This window comes from Micromonospora sp. Llam0, assembly GCF_003751085.1.
Taxonomy (GTDB): domain Bacteria; phylum Actinomycetota; class Actinomycetes; order Mycobacteriales; family Micromonosporaceae; genus Micromonospora_E.
The window spans coordinates 1,645,987-1,663,556 of record NZ_RJJY01000001.1; the positions used below are offsets into that span (position 1 = coordinate 1,645,987).

Annotated in this window: 16 protein-coding genes, 1 tRNA gene and 1 pseudogene; 15 read left to right on the forward strand and 3 right to left on the reverse strand. The window is 68.7% G+C overall.

The genetic code is table 11. The features are described from left to right. The first annotated feature begins 178 nt into the window (after nucleotides 1-178). The 13 genes from EDC02_RS07425 (at nucleotide 179) to EDC02_RS07485 (ending at nucleotide 12,327) form a co-directional block, all read left to right on the forward strand. On the forward strand, nucleotides 179-1,108 hold the full coding sequence (locus EDC02_RS07425; protein WP_123601316.1) for a ParA family protein: 930 nt from the start codon (nucleotides 179-181) through the stop codon (nucleotides 1,106-1,108). A 42-nt stretch (nucleotides 1,109-1,150) separates the two neighbouring features. Further along, nucleotides 1,151-2,104 (forward strand): ScpA family protein, encoded by a 954-nt coding sequence (locus EDC02_RS07430; protein WP_370461428.1) that lies wholly within the window; start codon nucleotides 1,151-1,153, stop codon nucleotides 2,102-2,104. Next, entirely contained in the window at nucleotides 2,101-2,946 is an 846-nt protein-coding gene (gene scpB / locus EDC02_RS07435) for an SMC-Scp complex subunit ScpB (RefSeq protein ID WP_123601317.1), read from the forward strand. The genes EDC02_RS07430 and scpB overlap by 4 nt, the downstream gene beginning before the upstream one ends. Further along, complete coding sequence (locus EDC02_RS07440; RefSeq protein WP_123601318.1) at nucleotides 2,933-3,673, forward strand: pseudouridine synthase; 741 nt, start codon at nucleotides 2,933-2,935, stop codon at nucleotides 3,671-3,673. The genes scpB and EDC02_RS07440 overlap by 14 nt, the downstream gene beginning before the upstream one ends. A 98-nt stretch (nucleotides 3,674-3,771) precedes the next feature. Then, nucleotides 3,772-4,452, forward strand: a complete 681-nt coding sequence (gene cmk, locus EDC02_RS07445; RefSeq protein ID WP_123601319.1) for a (d)CMP kinase — start codon at nucleotides 3,772-3,774, stop codon at nucleotides 4,450-4,452. After that, nucleotides 4,449-5,834 (forward strand): ribosome biogenesis GTPase Der, encoded by a 1,386-nt coding sequence (der, locus tag EDC02_RS07450; protein ID WP_123601320.1) that lies wholly within the window; start codon nucleotides 4,449-4,451, stop codon nucleotides 5,832-5,834. Before cmk ends, der begins: the two co-directional genes overlap by 4 nt. A gap of 108 nt (nucleotides 5,835-5,942) precedes the next feature. Next, nucleotides 5,943-6,016 (forward strand) — tRNA-Pro (locus tag EDC02_RS07455). 503 nt (nucleotides 6,017-6,519) lie between these two features. Further along, nucleotides 6,520-8,025, forward strand: a complete 1,506-nt coding sequence (gene istA / locus EDC02_RS07460; RefSeq protein ID WP_123601321.1) for an IS21 family transposase — start codon at nucleotides 6,520-6,522, stop codon at nucleotides 8,023-8,025. Continuing rightward, entirely contained in the window at nucleotides 8,025-8,816 is a 792-nt protein-coding gene (gene istB / locus EDC02_RS07465) for an IS21-like element helper ATPase IstB (protein WP_123601322.1), read from the forward strand. The genes istA and istB overlap by 1 nt, the downstream gene beginning before the upstream one ends. A gap of 290 nt (nucleotides 8,817-9,106) precedes the next feature. Continuing rightward, complete coding sequence (locus EDC02_RS07470) at nucleotides 9,107-9,478, forward strand: ATP-binding cassette domain-containing protein (RefSeq protein ID WP_123601323.1); 372 nt, start codon at nucleotides 9,107-9,109, stop codon at nucleotides 9,476-9,478. Then, nucleotides 9,435-10,505 (forward strand): LLM class flavin-dependent oxidoreductase, encoded by a 1,071-nt coding sequence (locus EDC02_RS07475; protein WP_123601324.1) that lies wholly within the window; start codon nucleotides 9,435-9,437, stop codon nucleotides 10,503-10,505. The genes EDC02_RS07470 and EDC02_RS07475 overlap by 44 nt, the downstream gene beginning before the upstream one ends. Next, entirely contained in the window at nucleotides 10,502-11,224 is a 723-nt protein-coding gene (locus tag EDC02_RS07480; RefSeq protein ID WP_123601325.1) for an NADPH-dependent F420 reductase, read from the forward strand. Before EDC02_RS07475 ends, EDC02_RS07480 begins: the two co-directional genes overlap by 4 nt. After that, nucleotides 11,197-12,327 (forward strand): glutaminase, encoded by a 1,131-nt coding sequence (locus EDC02_RS07485; RefSeq protein ID WP_123601326.1) that lies wholly within the window; start codon nucleotides 11,197-11,199, stop codon nucleotides 12,325-12,327. Before EDC02_RS07480 ends, EDC02_RS07485 begins: the two co-directional genes overlap by 28 nt. A gap of 629 nt (nucleotides 12,328-12,956) precedes the next feature. Here the strand turns inward: EDC02_RS07485 and EDC02_RS42300 are convergent. The 3 genes and pseudogenes from EDC02_RS42300 to EDC02_RS42690 all read right to left on the reverse strand — a co-directional run. Beyond that, complete coding sequence (locus EDC02_RS42300; RefSeq protein WP_158632008.1) at nucleotides 12,957-13,295, reverse strand: transposase; 339 nt, start codon at nucleotides 13,293-13,295, stop codon at nucleotides 12,957-12,959. Beyond that, on the reverse strand, nucleotides 13,285-14,094 hold the full coding sequence (locus EDC02_RS42305) for a transposase (RefSeq protein ID WP_158632065.1): 810 nt from the start codon (nucleotides 14,092-14,094) through the stop codon (nucleotides 13,285-13,287). Before EDC02_RS42305 ends, EDC02_RS42300 begins: the two co-directional genes overlap by 11 nt. A gap of 132 nt (nucleotides 14,095-14,226) precedes the next feature. Next, a pseudogene (locus EDC02_RS42690) lies at nucleotides 14,227-14,358 on the reverse strand (DUF6444 domain-containing protein); the annotation flags it as partial. Here EDC02_RS42690 and EDC02_RS07505 point away from each other — a divergent pair. Both EDC02_RS07505 and EDC02_RS07510 read left to right on the forward strand, forming a co-directional pair. Continuing rightward, the gene (locus EDC02_RS07505; RefSeq protein WP_158632085.1) at nucleotides 14,308-16,506 is read left to right on the forward strand and encodes an ABC transporter ATP-binding protein; all 2,199 of its coding nucleotides are present in this window, start codon (nucleotides 14,308-14,310) and stop codon (nucleotides 16,504-16,506) included. The pseudogene EDC02_RS42690 and the gene EDC02_RS07505 sit on opposite strands and share 51 nt — an antisense overlap. Continuing rightward, the gene (locus EDC02_RS07510; RefSeq protein ID WP_123601328.1) at nucleotides 16,503-17,528 is read left to right on the forward strand and encodes an ABC transporter ATP-binding protein; all 1,026 of its coding nucleotides are present in this window, start codon (nucleotides 16,503-16,505) and stop codon (nucleotides 17,526-17,528) included. Before EDC02_RS07505 ends, EDC02_RS07510 begins: the two co-directional genes overlap by 4 nt. The last annotated feature ends 42 nt before the right edge of the window (nucleotides 17,529-17,570 follow it).

The following is a 17,570-nucleotide window of genomic DNA, read 5'->3' on the forward strand; positions in this document are numbered from 1 at the left end:
GGGTCATGCCGGGTCGACACGCCGGACCGGTGTCCGCCGCACCCCGGCCGGGTGGCGTACAGTCGGGCAACGGCGCGGCTTTCGTACGGCGGCAGGCGAAGGCCCCGCAGCGGCGACGCCGCTGCAGACGCCGGTCGGCTCCGGCGCCGAGCAGTCGTCGGGAGGGGGCGCACAGGACATGGCGGGCAACAGTGACCGTGCCGAGGCGTGGACCTCGACGCTCCGCGAACAACAGGCGGGGCTCGATCTGAGCGCGGAGCTCGGTCCCGCCGATCCGACCGCCTACACCATGCGTAAGCCGATCCCCGAGCCGATGCCGACCGACCGGCATGGCCCGGCGCGGATCATCGCGATGGCCAACCAGAAGGGCGGCGTCGGCAAGACCACCACGACGATCAACCTCGGTGCCGCGTTGGCCGAGTACGGTCGCCGGGTGCTGCTGGTCGACTTCGACCCGCAGGGCGCGCTGTCGGTCGGGCTCGGGGTCAACCCGCACAACCTCGATCTGTCGGTCTACAACCTGCTGATGCAGGACGACGTCACCGCCGAGGACGTGCTGATCAAGACCGACGTCGCCGGTCTGCACCTGCTGCCGGCCAACATCGACCTGTCGGCCGCGGAGATCCAGTTGGTCAACGAGGTCGCCCGGGAGATGGCTCTGGCCCGGGTGCTCAAGTCGATCCGCAAGGAGTACGACTTCGTTCTGATCGACTGCCAGCCCTCGCTCGGTCTGCTGGCGATCAACGCGCTCACCGTGGCGCACGGTGTACTGATCCCGCTGGAGTGCGAGTTCTTCAGCCTGCGTGGGGTGGCGCTGCTGCTGGACACCATCGACAAGGTTCGCGAGCGGCTCAACTTCGACCTGGAACTCGAAGGCATCCTCGCCACGATGTACGACAGCCGCACCACCCACTGCCGGCAGGTGCTGCAGCGGGTGGTCGAGGCGTTCGGCGACAAGGTCTACCAGACGGTCATCACCAAGACGGTGAAGTTCCCCGAGTCGACGGTGGCCGGCGCGCCGATCACCAGCCTCGACCCGGCGTCGTCCGGGGCCCGCAACTACCGGCAGCTGGCCCGCGAGGTCATCGCGCACCAGGCGGAGCGCTAACCTGCGGTGCAGCTCGTCGAGCAGGTGGACTACGGTCGACGGGTGAGCGCTCCGACGGTCGACGTGACAGCTGGGCAGGTGGCCGGGACGGCACCCGGCTCCGGCGACGCCACCGTGGTGGCCCTGCCCGGCGAGAGCACCGGTTTCACCGTCCGGCTGGACAACTTCACCGGCCCGTTCGACCTGCTGCTGCAGCTCATCGGTAAACACAAGCTGGACGTCACCGAAGTAGCGTTGCACCAGGTCACCGACGAGTTCATCGCCTACATCCGGGCGATGGGCGACGACTGGGACCTGGACGAGGCCAGTGAGTTCCTGGTCGTCGCGGCGACCCTGCTCGACCTCAAGGCCGCCCGGCTGCTGCCCGCCGCCCAGGTTGAGGACGAAGAGGATCTGGCTCTGCTGGAGGCCCGGGACCTGCTGTTCGCCCGGCTGTTGCAGTACAAGGCGTTCAAGGAGGCAGCGGGGCACATCGCCGAGCTGGAGACCGCTGGGGCCCGCCGCTATCCCCGCTCGGTCACGATGGAGGAGCGGTACGCGCAGGCGCTGCCCGAGCTGGTGCTCGGCATCGGGCCGCAGCGGCTCGCGAAGCTCGCGATCAGGGCGATGACGCCACGCGTCGCACCGGTCGTCTCCATCGACCACGTGCACCAGATCCGGGTGAGCGTGCGGGAGCACGCCACGCTGCTGCGGGACCGGCTGCGCCGGATGGGCACCGCGACGTTCCAGACGCTGTGCCTGGACTGCGAGTCCACCCTGGAGGTCGTGGCACGCTTCCTCGCGTTGCTGGAGCTCTACCGGGAAGGTCTGGTCGGCTTCAGCCAGGAGCAGGCCCTGGGGGATCTGACCGTACGCTGGACCGGAGGCGCCGACAGCGGCGGGGAGCTCACCATCGACGAGTACGCCGGCCACCCGGAGGAACGGGACGCCGCCGCGGCACCGGCCACCGTGTCGGACGCCGTCCAGTCGGACGCCGTGCAGGAGGAGACCCCGTGAGCACCGACGAGCAGCCCGACTCGCTCGCCGAGCAGGCGGCCGCCTGGGTGCCACCGTGGGCCCGGGCCCCCGTACCAGCGGAGCATGCCGCCGCGCCCGAACCGGAGCCGCCGCCGGCCCCCGAGCCCGAACCGGTCCCGGCGGCGGAGCCGGCCCCCGAGCCGCCGCCGGCCCGCGCGGCCGAACCGGTCCCGGCGGCGGAGCCGACGCCACCCGCGCCCGGACCGGAGTCAGTCGCTGCGCCGGCACCGGTGGCCGAGCCGTCGCCGGTCCGACCGGAGGCGCTGGCGTTGCTCGACGACGCCGAGCTGCGCGCCGCGCTGGAAGCAATCATGCTCGTGATCGACGAACCCGTCGCCGAGGTGGTGCTGGCCCAGGTGCTGGAGCAGCCGACCGACCGGATCGCCGCGGTCCTCGCCGACCTTTCCGCCGGCTACACGGCGGCCGGTCACGGCTTTGACCTGCGTCGGGTGGCCGGCGGCTGGCGGCTCTACACCCGTCCCGAGTTCGCGCCGTACGTCGAGCGGTTCGTGCTCGACGGGCAGTCGGCACGGTTGACCCAGGCCGCGCTGGAGACCCTCGCCGTGGTCGCCTACAAGCAGCCGGTGACGCGTGGTCGGGTTTCGGCGATCCGGGGCGTCAACTGCGACGGGGTGATCCGTACCCTGTTGTCCCGTGGCCTGATCGAGGAGTGCGGCAGCGAGCCGGAGTCCGGCGCCTACCTCTACCGCACCTCGACGCTGTTCCTGGAGAAACTGGGGTTGGACAGCGTCGAGGAGCTACCCTCGCTCGCGCCGTTCCTGCCCGACGACGTGGAAGAGATTGCCGATGCCCAGCGATGACGACAGCGGTGTCCAGCGTCTGCAGAAGGTGCTCGCCACCGCCGGGGTCGGCTCGCGGCGGGCCTGCGAGGATCTGATCTTCCGGCGCCGGGTGACGGTCGACGGTCGCATCGCCCAACTCGGCGACAAGGTCGACCCGCGTACGGCGGTCATCCACGTCGACGGCGAACGGGTCGTCGCCGACCACCGGCTCGCCTATCTGGCGATGAACAAGCCCCGCGGCGTCGTTTCCACCATGGCTGACGAAAAGGGGCGTACCGCGCTGTCGGACCTGCTCGACCGGGTCGACCAGCGGGTCTACCACGTCGGCCGGCTGGACGCGGACAGTGAGGGCCTGCTGCTGCTGACCAACGACGGCACGCTGGCCCACCGCCTGATGCATCCGTCGTACGGAGTGCCGAAGACGTACCTGTGTGAGATCGCCGGCCCGGTCCCCCGGGCGGTCGGCCGCCGGCTGCTCGCCGGTGTCGATCTCGACGACGGGCCGGCTAAAGTGGACAAATATGCGCTGCTGGACACCCTGGGTCGCACCGCGCAGGTCGAGGTGGTGCTGCACGAGGGGCGCAACCACATCGTGCGCCGGCTCTTCGATGAGGTGGGGCACCCGGTCTCGCGACTGGTGCGTACCGCCATCGGGCCGATCCGGCTCGGTGACCTGCGGCCGGGGCGGACCCGGCGGCTGAACAACGCGGAGGTCGCCGCCCTCTTCGCGGCCGTCAGTGACTAACCAGGCATGATGGACCCGGAAAGCGGGCACTCGGCAGGTGCCCTCGTGGATGCTCCCGGGACTGCCGGGGCCGGTGGTACGGAAGAGAGGAACCGACGGTGGCTGAGCAGGCACGGACCGGGCACTTCGTGGTAGCGGTGGATGGTCCGTCCGGATCCGGCAAATCCACCGTTTCCCGGCGACTGGCCACCGCGACAGGTGCCCGCTACCTCGACACCGGGGCGATGTACCGGGCGATCACCTGGGCGGTGCTCCGGTCCGGCGTCGACCCGCACGACACCCCCGGGGTCGTCAAGGTCGCGTCGGACGTCACCTTGACCGTCGGCACCGATCCGGCGGCACCGCACATCAGCGCGGACGGCGTCGCGGTGGACGTCGAGATCCGCAGCCAGGAGGTCACCTCCGCGGTGTCCGCGGTGGCCGCCGTGCCGGCGGTACGCGAACGGCTGGTCGCCGAGCAGCGTGTGTTGATCGACCAGCCGGCCCCGATCGTCGTCGAGGGCCGTGACATCGGCTCCGTCGTGGCACCCGACGCCGACCTCAAGGTCTACCTCACCGCTTCGGCCGAGGCCCGGGCGATGCGGCGCAGCGCCGAGACCGCCGCCGACGTGGCGGCGACGGCGGCGGCGCTGGCCCGCCGCGACCGGCTCGACTCGACCCGGGCCGCCGACCCGTTGCAGCAGTCCGCCGACGCGGTCGAGCTGGACACCACCGGGATGGGCATCGACGAGGTCGTCGACCGGCTCCGTGAGCTACTCGTAGCCCGGACGACCCGGTGAGCGCCGAGGCGGTCCCCGATGAGCGGACCGGGCCGGCCGCGCCGGTCCCGGTGGTCGCCGTCGTCGGGCGCCCCAACGTCGGCAAGTCCACACTGGTCAACCGGATCATCGGCCGCCGGCAGGCGGTGGTGGAGGACACCCCGGGCGTGACCCGGGACCGGGTGCCGTACGACGCCAACTGGTCCGGTCGGCAGTTCGTCGTCGTCGACACCGGCGGCTGGGAGCCGGACGCCCGGGACCGGGCCGCCGCCATCGCCGCCCAGGCCGAAGCCGCAGTGGCCACCGCCGACGTCGTCCTGTTCGTCGTCGACGCCACGGTCGGCTCGACCGACGTCGACGAGGCCGCGGTCAAGATGCTGCGCCGCAGCGCCAAACCGGTTCTGCTGGTCGCCAACAAGGCCGACAACATGTCCGTCGAGCTGGAGTCAGCCGCCCTGTGGTCACTCGGCCTGGGCGAGCCGTACCCGGTCTCCGCGCTGCACGGTCGCGGGTCCGGCGACCTACTCGACGCGGTTCTCGACGCGTTGCCCGATCCGCCGCCGATCACCGAGCCGGGTGGGCCGCGCGGCCCCCGCCGGGTCGCCCTGGTCGGCCGGCCGAACGTGGGCAAGTCCAGCCTGCTCAACCGGCTCGCCCGGGAGGAGCGGGCCGTCGTCGACTCCGTCGCGGGGACCACCGTCGACCCGGTGGACAGCATCGTCGAGATCGGCGGTGAACCGTGGCAGTTCGTCGACACCGCCGGGCTGCGCAAGCGCGCCAACCGGGCCAGCGGCACCGAGTACTACGCCAGCTTGCGCACCGCCGGCGCGATCGAGGCCGCCGAGGTGGCGGTCGTCCTGCTCGATGCCAGCGAAGTCCTGAGCGAGCAGGACCAGCGGGTGCTGTCGATGGTCGTCGAGGCCGGCCGGGCGCTGGTGATCGCGTTCAACAAGTGGGATCTGGTCGACGCCGACCGGCGCTACTACCTGGAGAAGGAGATCGAACGGGATCTCCGGCGCATCCCGTGGGCGATCCGGGTGAACATCTCCGCCCGGACCGGCCGGTCGGTGGAGCGGCTCGCCCCGGCGCTGCGGACCGCGCTGGCCAGCTGGGAGACCCGGATCCCGACCGGCCAGCTCAATCAGTGGATCACCGCCCTGGTGCAGGCCACCCCGCACCCGGTACGCGGCGGCCGCGCACCGCGCATCCTCTTCGCCACCCAGGCCGGCGTGGCGCCGCCCCGGTTCGTGCTGTTCACCACCGGCCCGCTCGACGCCGGCTACCAGCGGTTCGTCGAGCGCAAGCTGCGGGAGGAGTTCGGCTTCGAAGGCACCCCGATCGAGGTCACGGTGCGCCCACGCAAGCAGGTGGGTCCCGGCGGGCGGGGCAAGGCCCACGGCTGAGGCCCGTCGCCGTGCTGCTGTCGTGGCCGTCGGGGTGGGGGCTGCGGTGTCCTGTCCGGCCGGTGCGCTACGCTGTACCGGCTGCCGCCGGCGCTGTGCCGGCGGAAGCGGGACGTGGCGCAGCTTGGTAGCGCACTTGACTGGGGGTCAAGGGGTCGTCGGTTCGAATCCGGCCGTCCCGACAGCGAGAGGGTTTCCGCAGGTCAGCGACTTGCGGGAGCCCTCTTTTCATTGCTTGGCATGGATGCCCGGTCTAGCACGCCGCTGTTGGACCACGAAACTCGGGCAGGTTGCCATGGCACTGTTGGATCTTCAGAAGCTGACCGTCGGACTGTCCCGGACCTGGACTGGGGTTGACCCGTTTGACGGACAGGGTCAACCCCAAACACACCAGCGCCATCCGCTCGGCTGCCCACTGCGCATCGTCAGTTTCACTCCCACCCGAGGTTGGGATGAGGTCCGACAGGGGCTGAGTAGGTAGTTGTCACCCGTGATCTCCACGCGGAGCGGTTGATGAAACGGATGCCGTAGGTCGAGACAGGCCCGAGCGCGCGTGTCGGCGGCCAGTGAACACTCCCCGTAGGCGGTCATTTATCGCCCCGTTGTTGGCCAGGGATCTTCCCGTGGATGGCCAGATACCTCCCCGCTGACCAGGTCAGAGTGCCGGTCGGCGAGGGTCGACGGCGTGAAGAGCGGCAGGGAGATCGTGGAAATCTTGGAGGCATACGACCTCACGGGCAGTTACCGTGCGGCGGCTGAGTTGGCTGGGTGTGATCATCACACCGTTGCCCGTTACGTGCAGTTGCGGGAGTCCGGGCAGAGTCCCGAGGCGCGGGCGCACCGGGCCCGGCCGATCGATGAGTACATGGGCAAGATCGAGGAACTGGTAGCGCGTTCGGGTGGGCGGGTCCGCGCGGACGTGGTGCATCGGCGGATCACGGCGATGGGCTTCGGCGGTGGTGAGCGCACCACGCGGCGGGCGGTCGCGGAGGTCAAGGCCCGTTTCGCTGCCGGGCAGCGGCGGGTGTTCCGGCCGTGGATCCCGGAGCCGGGGCTGTGGCTGCAGTTCGACTGGGGTGAGGGGCCGCGTGTCGGTGGACGACGTACGTCGTTGTGGTGCGCGTGGCTGTCCTGGTCGAGGTTCCGGGTGGTGATTCCGACGGTCGACAAGACCCTGCCGACGATCGTGTCTTGTCTGGACAGCACGTTGCGCCGGTTGGGTGGGGTGCCGGCGTATGCGTTGACCGACAACGAGAAGACGATCACCGTCGAGCATGTCGCGGACATCGCGGTGCGCAACCCGGAGATCGTGGCGGTCGCCCGTCACTACGGGATGACGATCCGCACCTGTCTGCCGGCCGACCCGCAGTCCAAGGGCGGTTCGGAGAACACCGTGAAGATCGCCAAGGCGGACCTGGTGCCCACGGATGCGAACCTGCTGCCCGAGTACCGCAAGTTCTCCGAGCTTGAGGCGGCCTGCCGCCTGTTCACCGAGGAGGTGAACGCCCGGGTGCACCGCGAGACCCGCCGCCGCCCGGTCGAGGCCCTCGCGGAGGAACAGACCCGGCTGCACCCGTTGCCGGGCAAGCCGTTCACCGTCGCGTTCGGCACCACCCGCCGGGTCAACTGGGACTGCACCATTTCCGTCGAGGGCGTGCGCTACTCGGTGCCCCACACCCTTGTCGACACCCGGGTCTGGGCCCGCTTCCACGGTGACGAGCTGATCGTCACCGCGGTCGGCGACGATGGTCCGACCGAGGTCGCCCGACATCCACGCTCCACCCCCGGCAGCCCGTCGATCATCGACGCCCACTACCCACCCAGGGCCAGCCGTGACGGCGACCGAACGCCGAAGGCCCACACGGCCGAGGAAGCCGCGTTCCTGGCCCTCGGCCCGGGTGCCGCCGCGTGGCTCGTCGAGGCCGCCGCAGCAGGAACCCGAAGAGTGCGCCGCAAGATGGCCGACGCCTGCGCCCTGGCCAAGCTGCACGGCGCCAACCGCGTGGACCAGGCGTTGGGCACCGCCGCGATCGCCGGCCGGTTCGCCGACAACGACCTCATCCGCATCCTCGCCCACCAGGCCGCCGGCACCACCGGCGAGGCCACCCGCGCCAGCGAGGCCCACAGCCTGCAACCGGGCACCTCCGCGTGGGCCCGCTTCGGCACCACCGACGACAGGAGCAACCCCTGATGGCCGCCCCGATCCGCACCATCACCGGCCCCGCCGGTGACCCCCTCACCGAGGCGATCGAGCTGACCCGCCGACTGAAACTGCCCCACATCCGCAAAGCGATGGCCGACCTGGTCCCGACCGCCAAGGCCCAACGCTGGGACCCCGCCGAAGTCATCCGGGTCCTCCTCGCCGAGGAAGCCGCCGGCCGCGACGCCGCGAACCTGCGCACCCGCCGCAAACGCGCCGCGTTCCCCGCCGGCAAGACCTTCGGTGACTGGGACGACACCGCCTCGTCTATCCCACGCCCCACTCAGGACGCGCTCAAGACCCTGGAATGGGTACAACGCAAGGAGAACCTGTCCATCTGCGGACCATCCGGCACCGGTAAGAGCCACTTCTGCGAAGCCCTCGGCCAGGCCGCCGTCGAGGCCGGAATGACCGTGGCCTGGTTCACCATCGAAGATCTCGGCGCCCTCGTGCGCCGCCACCGCGTCGACGACACCGTCAACCGGGCGATGACCCGGCTCATCCGCTGCGACCTGATCATCGTCGACGACATCGGCCTGCTACCGGTCTCGCCGGACGCCGCCGAAGGGTTCTACCGCCTCGTCGACGCCGCCTACGAACGCCGCAGCCTCGCTGTGAGTTCCAACCTGCACCCCTCCGGCTTCGAGGAGATCATGCCCAAGACCCTCGCTACCGCCACGGTCGACCGGCTTCTGCACCACGCCCACATCGTCGTCACGCAGGGTGACAGCTTCCGGCTCAACCAGGCAACCACCGGACAGGGAGTGAAGCCCTTGAACTGACACCCGAACAACCAACGGCGGGGAACTATCTGGCCGCCGTTGGGGAGAAACCCGTGGCCGCCAGCGGGGACAAATGCCGGCCGCCTACGGGGAGATCAGAAAGACCGTTGACACGCGCGGCTTCCATCACTGGTCAACCCGCGTACCGGCTGCCATGCCGGCTTGCTCGCACCGCCCGTGATCAGCTCGCTTGCGACTCGGTGCGCTGAGGGTGAGGGCTAAGGCGTTTATACCGACGCGAAGGCGCCGCCGAGGACGGAAGTCTTGTGCCGAGACGAGAGGGAGCCGCGATGCCCGTCAGCCCAGTCATCGAATCCTCTCAATTGAGCGTTACCTACGGCGAGTTCGACCCCGTCGAGGAGATCTCGACCCATGTCGCGCTCTGGGAGCTCTACGCCCTCCTCGGCACCAACGGGGCAGGCAAGACCTCGACGATCGAGGTTATCGAGGGTCGTCCGACGGTGTCGGCGGGCACGGTGCGCGACTTCGGCGAAAGCCCTACGGCCCGGCGAACGGTGGCCGTCACCTTGGTGCTCGGCGGCAACGCCTACGCGCTGAGCATCACCACGTCTGGACCAGATGTCGGAGGCGGCCGAGACATTGAAGGAGTCACCCACGATGGATGCATCGCAGATCGAGTTCGGTATCGACAGTTTCGGTGACCGCCCTCGTGATGACCGGGGGGAAATCGTCTCGCACGCGCAGGCGATCCGCGCGGCAGTGGCCGAGGCCGTCCTGGCCGACCAGATCGGCATCGACGTGGTCGCATTGGGCGAGCACCACCGGCCGGAGTACGCGATCTCCAGTCCGGAGACGGTGCTCGCCGGCATCGCGACCGCCACGCAGCGGATCCGGCTCGCGTCGGGAGTGACGGTGCTGTCCTCGGATGATCCGGTGCGGGTGTTCCAGCGCTTCGCCACGATCGATGCGCTATCCAGCGGTCGCGCCGAGGTGATCCTCGGGCGAGGGTCGTTCACCGAGTCGTTCCCGTTGTTTGGGTACGACCTGAAGGACTACGAGGTGCTGTTCGAGGAGAAGATCGACCTGTTTCACCGACTGCTGGACGAGAAGCCGGTGACCTGGGAAGGCACCACTCGCGCCGCCCTGCAGAACGCGGACGTCTATCCGAAGACGGAATCGGGACGTCTGAGCACCTGGGTGGGAGTGGGCGGTACGCCGCAGTCGGTGCTCCGCACCGCGCGCTACGGATTCCGGCTCATGCTCGCCATCATCGGTGGCGTACCCGATCGCTTTGCTGCGTACGTGGACCTGTATCGACGGGCGCACCAGCAGCTCGGCGCGACCGCTGCGCCGGTCGGGGTGCACTCGCCTGGCTTCGTCGCCGCGACCGACGAGGAGGCCAAGGAGCTGTTCTACCCCGGATACCGGGAGATCCGCGATCGGATCGGCACGTTGCGCGGTTGGCCGCCGCTCCAGCGGCGGGAGTTCGATGCCGACGTGGCGCACGGCTCGCTGTACGTCGGGTCGGTCGAGACCGTCGCGGCGAAGATCGCCCGCGCGGTCCGGGTGTTGGACGTGGGCCGTTTCGACATGATCTACTCCGCCGCGGGGACGGTCTCCGCCGCGGCGCGGATGCGGTCGGTCGAGCTGTACGGCACGCAGGTCATTCCGCAGGTGCGTGAGCTTCTGGCTGAGCAGTCCGCAGCCACGGCGCGGGTTGCACGATGACTTCTCGTGTCACAACCGTCGGCATTCTGGGTGCCGGGAAGGTCGGCACCGTCCTGGCCCGTCTGGCCGTCGCCGCCGGCTATCGCGTCCTCATAGCCGGCTCCGGAGATCCTGAGAGGATCGCACTGACCACCGAGGTGCTGACACCCGGCGCCACTGCCGGGTGGCCGACCGAGGTCGCGGCGACCGCGGACGTGGTGATCCTCGCACTCCCACTCAGCAGGCACCGCAACCTCCCGGTAGACGAATTGAAGGGGAAGCTCGTCGTGGATGCGATGAACCACTGGTGGGAGTCTGACGGCCTCCGCGACACGATCGTCCCGCCCGGCGTGTCATCGAGCGATGCCGTGCAGCGGTTCCTGCCGGGCGCGCGGGTCGTCAAGGCGCTGAACCACATGGGCTATCACGACCTCGAAGAGGAGGCTCGTCCCGCAGGGCGGTCCGGGCGTAAGGCGATCGCGGTCGCCGGAGACTCTCCCGAGGACGTGGCTGTGGTGTCACAACTCATCAACGCGTTCGGATTCGACGCCGTAGCGATCGGCTCCCTCTCGGCCGGTGCCCGCGTCGAGCCCGGGACTGCTGCGTTCGGAGCGAATGTCGAGGCCGCCGAGCTGCGAACCCTCACCACAGCCTGCCGGGCCGTTGGGGCGCGGCCCTGCAAACAGCTTCCGCGAGAACCTGAGGAGGACAGATGCGGTCAGTCGTTCCCGACTATCTGACTGACGTACTCGCAGATGTCGAATCGGACACCTCCGGGGAGCCGGCGGGGTACATCCCCGAGCTCGCGGCGGCTGATCCTGAGCGTCTGGCAGCGGTCTTCGCCACGGTCGACGGCACGGTCCATGGTGCCGGCGACCCTGACGTCGCGTTCACGATCCAGTCGATCTCGAAGCCTTTCGTGTACGCGATGGCGCTCTCCGATCGCGGCTTTGATCGAGTGCTCGCCAAGGTCGGGGTCGAGCCATCCGAGGAGGCGTTCAACGAGATCTCCTTGGAGAACGACACGGGGCGCCCTCGTAATCCGATGATCAACGCCGGCGCGATCACCGCTCACTCACTTACCGGTCCGGAAAACGTGACGCCCGTCGAGCGGGTCGACCGCGTCGTTCAGGGGCTTTCGGCGTTCGCTGGCCGTCAGCTGACAGTCGACGAGACGGTGTGCGCATCCGAGATGGAGAACGCGCACCGCAACCTTGCCATCGCGTACATGCTCCGCAGCCACGGCATCCTCACCGAGGACCCAAGGGCCGTCGTCGATGGCTACATCCGTCAGTGCTCGGTCCTCGTGACCACCCGGGATCTGGCGATGATGGCGGCGACGCTGGCCAACCGTGGGGTGAATCCCCCGTCGGACGAGCAGGTGGTGGACGGGGCGGTGGTACGTCAGGTCCTGAGCGTCATGGCCACCTGCGGGATGTACGACGCCGCCGGCGACTGGGCCACGCAGGTCGGCATTCCGGCGAAGAGCGGTGTGGCCGGAGGACTGATCGGTGCGCTCCCGGGTCAGCTTGGCATTGCCACTTTCTCGCCACGACTGGACAGGCACGGCAACAGTGTTCGCGGAGTGTCGCTGTTCGAGCGGTTCTCGGCAGACATGGGGCTGCATGTGATGGAGGTCCCGCCGGCGGCGCGCGCGGTCGTGCGTTCCAATCGGGTACGGGGTGACGGAGCGGACGCGATCCGGGTTCTCCGGCTGCAGGGGAGCCTGTCCGAATTTCTGTGGTGCGCCGGGATAAACCGGCATGGAGGAGGAGATGGAAGAGCTCTACGCCGAAGGAGTAGCGATCCACGGCGGCCCCGAGTCATGCGCTGGCGTCTGTGAGGGCGTTGGTGAAGCGTTGACAGGGGTACGTGCAGGCCAGGCTATTGAGCCTCGAAATTTCGTGACCGGGGTGCCGACGCTGTCACAGAGGTGGAAGGCAACACCGCTGGGGGCGTTTTCGCGAGCCTCCGGTGGGCCCCGCGGGGTCAGAGAACCAGGGCATGTACGGAACCTCCATGTGCGAGAACCGGGAGGGCCCGTGTCCGCCCGTCCAGATGATCAGTGGGCGGGCCGTTCAGGGAACGCTGAGGCGGTACGCCTGGGATGAACGGGCATGGGCAGTCGGATCGTCCCGTAGTACCTGCGATCCTGCCGAACAAGGCCACGGAGGTGGCTGCGGAGGTGGGGGAGGAAAGGGGACGAGCCAAGGGGAACACGGCCGGCAAAACGCGTCCCGGACTCAGTGCCGGAACCGATGCGTCCAGTGCGCTGGGCCGTGTGCGTGAGGTAGCACGGCGAGATGGGGATGCGCGGTTCACCGCGCTGCTGCATCACGTCAGCCTTGGTCGACTCCGGAGGGCCTACTGGGCAAACATTCAGGTGGTGGGCGTAGGGTTCCGTGCGGTGGCATAGCGTGATGGCCGGTTGGCTGGTGGCCGCCGGCTGATGTTTACCTGGGTGGGTCGGGGTCAGGTGGGTACGGGTAGGTCCGGCATCCAGGGCCGTCCGAGGATGGCGTCGCGGAGGACCTGCATCTTGTCGAGGCCGTTCTTCGCCGCGCTGGACACATAGCCGAGAATTCTGTAGCGGTCTTTCGTGCGTTGCTCGCTGGTGAGCCGCCCGGAGATCTTCTGCTGGATCTTCGCTGGTCGTAGGTCCCGTTCGGCCTGGTTCGAGGTCGGCGGAACCTGTAGGTCGTCGACGAAGCGCAGCACGTCGGCGCGACGGTCCCGGAAGACTTCCAGCAGCAGGCGGGCTTTACGCTCACCGGGACGGTTGCCGGTGGTGGTGGTGGTGTCACAGGCCAACCAGGACACCGTGGTGCAGGTTGTACAGCAGTTTGGCCTTGACCTGCGGGTCGATGCCGGGCCGGTTCTGTTCCCGGGCCACGTTCGTCTCGTGGATCAGAGCACGCGGGGCGTCGGAGATCCGCTTCGGCCAGACCGCGTCGGGGTACACCTCGGCCGCACCGTCGAGATCACGGAGGAGGTGGGCACAACACAACTGGTGTACCAGGGTGCCCAACCCGGCCGAGTCGTAGTTCTGGTAGCGGTCGTGCACGACCACCGAGGCGGTCAGGTCCTTGACCACGAACGCGGTGAACGTGGCCAGGTCCCGATCACCGACCTGGTAGTGAGTCCACCACTGGGTACAGGCCACGAGCAGGTACTTGTCCGCTTTCTTGCGGCCCGGCTTCGGCTCCTTCGGCCCGACCCGCAGCGGCGTCTCGTCACAGCACACCGCGTACGCCAAGGTGATCAGCGTTCGGATCCGTTTGTCGACCTCACTGGTCAACGCGGCGGCCCGGCTCAGCATGCCGTGCACGAACCCCGGCGACGGTGTCGCCCCCGTCAACGACTGGAGCATCCGCACACACCGCTGCACCGGAATGAAATGCACGACCATCAGATAGACAGCCCACGCCTGCGGGTTCGGGCCGTACCCCACCGGACCGGCTCCCGCGCCTTGCGGGCGGGCCGCGGTGTGCAACGTCCCGCACCCGCACCGCACCGCGTGCTGGTCGTACTGGGTCAGCGTCGCGGTCATCAACGGGACCTCGACCTGCTGATACCGGTCCACCACACCCAGATCCCGCGCGTGCGTCAACTGCGCTCCGCACCCGCACACGCCTTCGGGGAACCGGTCCCGCCGCTGATCAGGGGCATCCGACCAGGCCAGGTTCGACCCCGGCGCACCCCGCTGTTTACCCCGCGTACCCGCCGGAGTGTCCCGCTTCTTCCTGACCGCCGGTGGCGTTCGACCCGGATCGTCGTCCTTCGACGGCGGAGACGACGAGTTCGACGAGTTCCGCGACAGCAGATGCTCCAACCGTGCCAACCGCGCCGCAAGAGCTTCGTTCGCCGCCGTCAACTCCGCGATCCGAACGTCCTGAGCAGCGATCCGCTCCGCCTGCGTCCGAGCGAGCGAGATCAGCTCTTCACGAGAAAGATCACCCAACGCCGGCACACCCAAGATGAAACCACATCGGACAGGGCCCCGCCGAACCAGCCAAGCCCCGTCACTCAGCCCGCACTGACCATCACGCTTCGAGAACCACGTGAATGTTTACAATCGTCAGCGTCTGCATTCAGCGGTGGGCTACCGACCTCCCCGGGAAGTCCACGCAGAGTTCGAGAACCTTCAAATCGCGGCGTGAAAGAACCGGCCGAACCACTGTCCGGAAAACGCGAGGCCCCTCAGATGCTCCGTTGGCTGATGGGGAATTGGCCCGTTGGTAATGCCGGGTCGAGTGCGACCGATACGTGTTCTGGGGGTGCGGCCGTGTGGTCGACGATCAAGCTGTTCCTGTCGCTGCGGCCGCAGGCCCGGCTGGAGATAGCCGGCCTGGTCGGGCTGATGCTGCTCATCACGGCGACCTACGTTGGCCAGGGACTGCTGATCGCGGACCTGCTGGCCCGGGTGTTCTCGTCAACCGAGTTCGGCGACGTGGTGTCGCCCCTGGTGGCGATCGGCGTGTTGCAGTTGGCGCGTGGTGCCCTGATCGTCGTGAAGGACTCGTGGGCGCAGCGGGTGTCCGCGCGGGTCAAGGAGGCGGTGCGTGAACGCCTCACGCTGAAGTTGATGGAGATCGGGCCCGGTCAGGCGCAGCGGATGCGCGCAGGAGACCTGCAGTCGACGCTCGTGGACTCGGTGGAGCTGCTCGATCCGCTGATGGGGCGGTTCGTGCCGGCCGTGGTGGCTTCCGTGCTCGGAGCTTGCCTCGCGGCGGTCTATGTGATCGCGGTCGATCCGGTGGTGGGGATCGTGGTGCTCGCGTGCGCGTTGCTGGCTCCATTGTCAAAGATGGTCGGCGACCGTTGGATCAAGGATCGTGGCGACCGCTGGATGATCTCCTACCGCGGCCTCTACGCCGAGAGCCTGGACGCGGTCCAAGGGATGGCCACCCTGAAGGCGTTCAACGCCAGCGCCCGGCGCGGCCGGGAACTGGTCGACCGAGGTGAGGCGTTCTGCCGGGACTCGATTCGGCTCATGATGGCGTGGTGCGCGTCCTCCAGCGTCGGGGAACTGATGGTGCCGATCGGTACCGCGGCCGCGGTCGGTCTCGGCGCATGGCATGCCGCCACCGGGGCCGTCAGCATCGCAGGGCTGTTCACGATCCTGATCCTGACGCGGGAGACGTTCAGGCCAATGCACGACCTCGAGGCGGCCTATCACGCGGCGTACTCCGCGATCCCGGCCAGCCGTGCTATCGCCGACGTCCTGCGACTCGAGCCGGACGTGCGAGACGACGCGACAACGGCACCGCAGCTGCGGCAGAATCCGCCGAGCCTGGAATTTGACGATCTTCGGTTCTGCTACCCGACGCGGCGGGCACCCGCGCTCGACGGGTTCAGCCTGGTCGTCGCGCCGGGGGAGCGGGTTGCCATCGTGGGGCGCTCGGGTGCGGGTAAGAGCACCGTGGTCGGTCTGCTGATGCGCTACTTCGACGCCGACGCCGGGTCCATCCGTGTCGGCGGTCACGACACGCGCACGTTCCCGCTGGCCGACCTGCGGTCGCTCGTCGGTGTCGTGTCGCAGGACACCTACCTGTTCCACGGCACTGTCCGCGAGAACCTGCTGCTCGCCAGACCGGACGCCACCGACGACGAGATCGCTCGCGCGGTGACCGCAGCCCAGGCCGCCGAATTCATCTCCCGCCTGCCTCAGGGATTCGACACGGTAGTCGGTGAACGAGGTCTGAAGCTGTCCGGCGGCGAGCGCCAACGCATCGCGATCGCCCGCGCCCTGCTCAAGGACGCCCCCGTACTCATCCTCGACGAGCCGACATCGAGCATCGACGCCGCCAACGAAGCGGAGATCACCCGGGCGCTCGGCGAGTTGACCCGCGGCCGTACGACGATCATCATCGCCCATCGGCTGTCCACTGTTCGTGACGCAGACAGAATCGTGGTGATGGAGGCCGGGCGGATCGTCGAGTCTGGCCGCCACGTCGAACTCGTCGCTCGCGAAGGTGTCTACGCCGAACTCGTCGCGACGCAGACTGGAGCACCGGCATGACCGCGACCACGCACGCGCACCCGCCTACCTCTGGACATCCCGACGGTCACAGCCACGGTCATGTCCATGAACGTGCAGACGGTCCGAGTTCGCGTCGATCGCTGGTAACCAGGCTGAGGAGCCTGATGCCCCTGTTGGGCGAGCACCGCAACCTCATCGCCGTCGCCTATCTGGCGGGGGTGCTGCATCAGTTGCTGCTGATCGCCTCGGCCGGAGTGGGTGCCTACGTGGTGGCGCGGGCGGCCGCCGGGGCGTCGCCGGGGCAACTCACCGGCTGGCTTGTCCTCCTCGGGTGCCTGATCGTGCCGTTGGTCGTCATGAACGTGGCAGACAACACCTTCGCCCATGTCGCCGCTTTCCGAGCGCTGGCCGACATCCGCGCAAAGGTGTTCACCGCCTTCGAACGGCTCTCACCCGGCTACATGGTCGAGCGACGCTCCGGTGACCTCGGTGCGGCCGCCGTCTCCGACGTGGAAGAGATCGAGATCTTCTTCGCCCATACCCTCAGCCCGTTGGCCGTCGCGTCGACGGTTCCGGTGGCAACCACCGTCGTCCTGGCGTCGTTCCACTGGTCACTGGCCTGTGCGCTGCTGCCCGTGCTGCTACTGCTGGCGTCGGTCCCGGCCTGGCTGCGGCACCGCGCTGAACTGCACGGGCGTGAACTGCGCGATTCTCTCGGCCGAATGAGCGCCGACAGTACCGATACCTTCCAAGGGTTGCGCGAACTGGTGAACTTCGGCGCACACTCTCAGCGTCTCGGCCTGCTGCGCCAGCAGAGCGTTCGGCTGGCCAAGGCGAAGACCGCCCACGGCCGCCGTGGGGGCATCGAGTACGCCGCCACGGACACGATCGCACTCGTGGGAATACTTGTCGTACTCGTCCTGGGTGCCCGGCTCGTCGTCGCGGGGGAGCTCGATCGCTCGGTGTATCCCGTAGCCGTCGTTCTCGCGGCGATGGCGATGGCGCCGGTGCTGAAGGTGACCGAGGTCGCGCGCGAGTTGTCCGTGGTTGCGTCCGCGTAAGTAGTCCCAATCTCCGTGGATGACTTTGTGTAGGTCGGACAG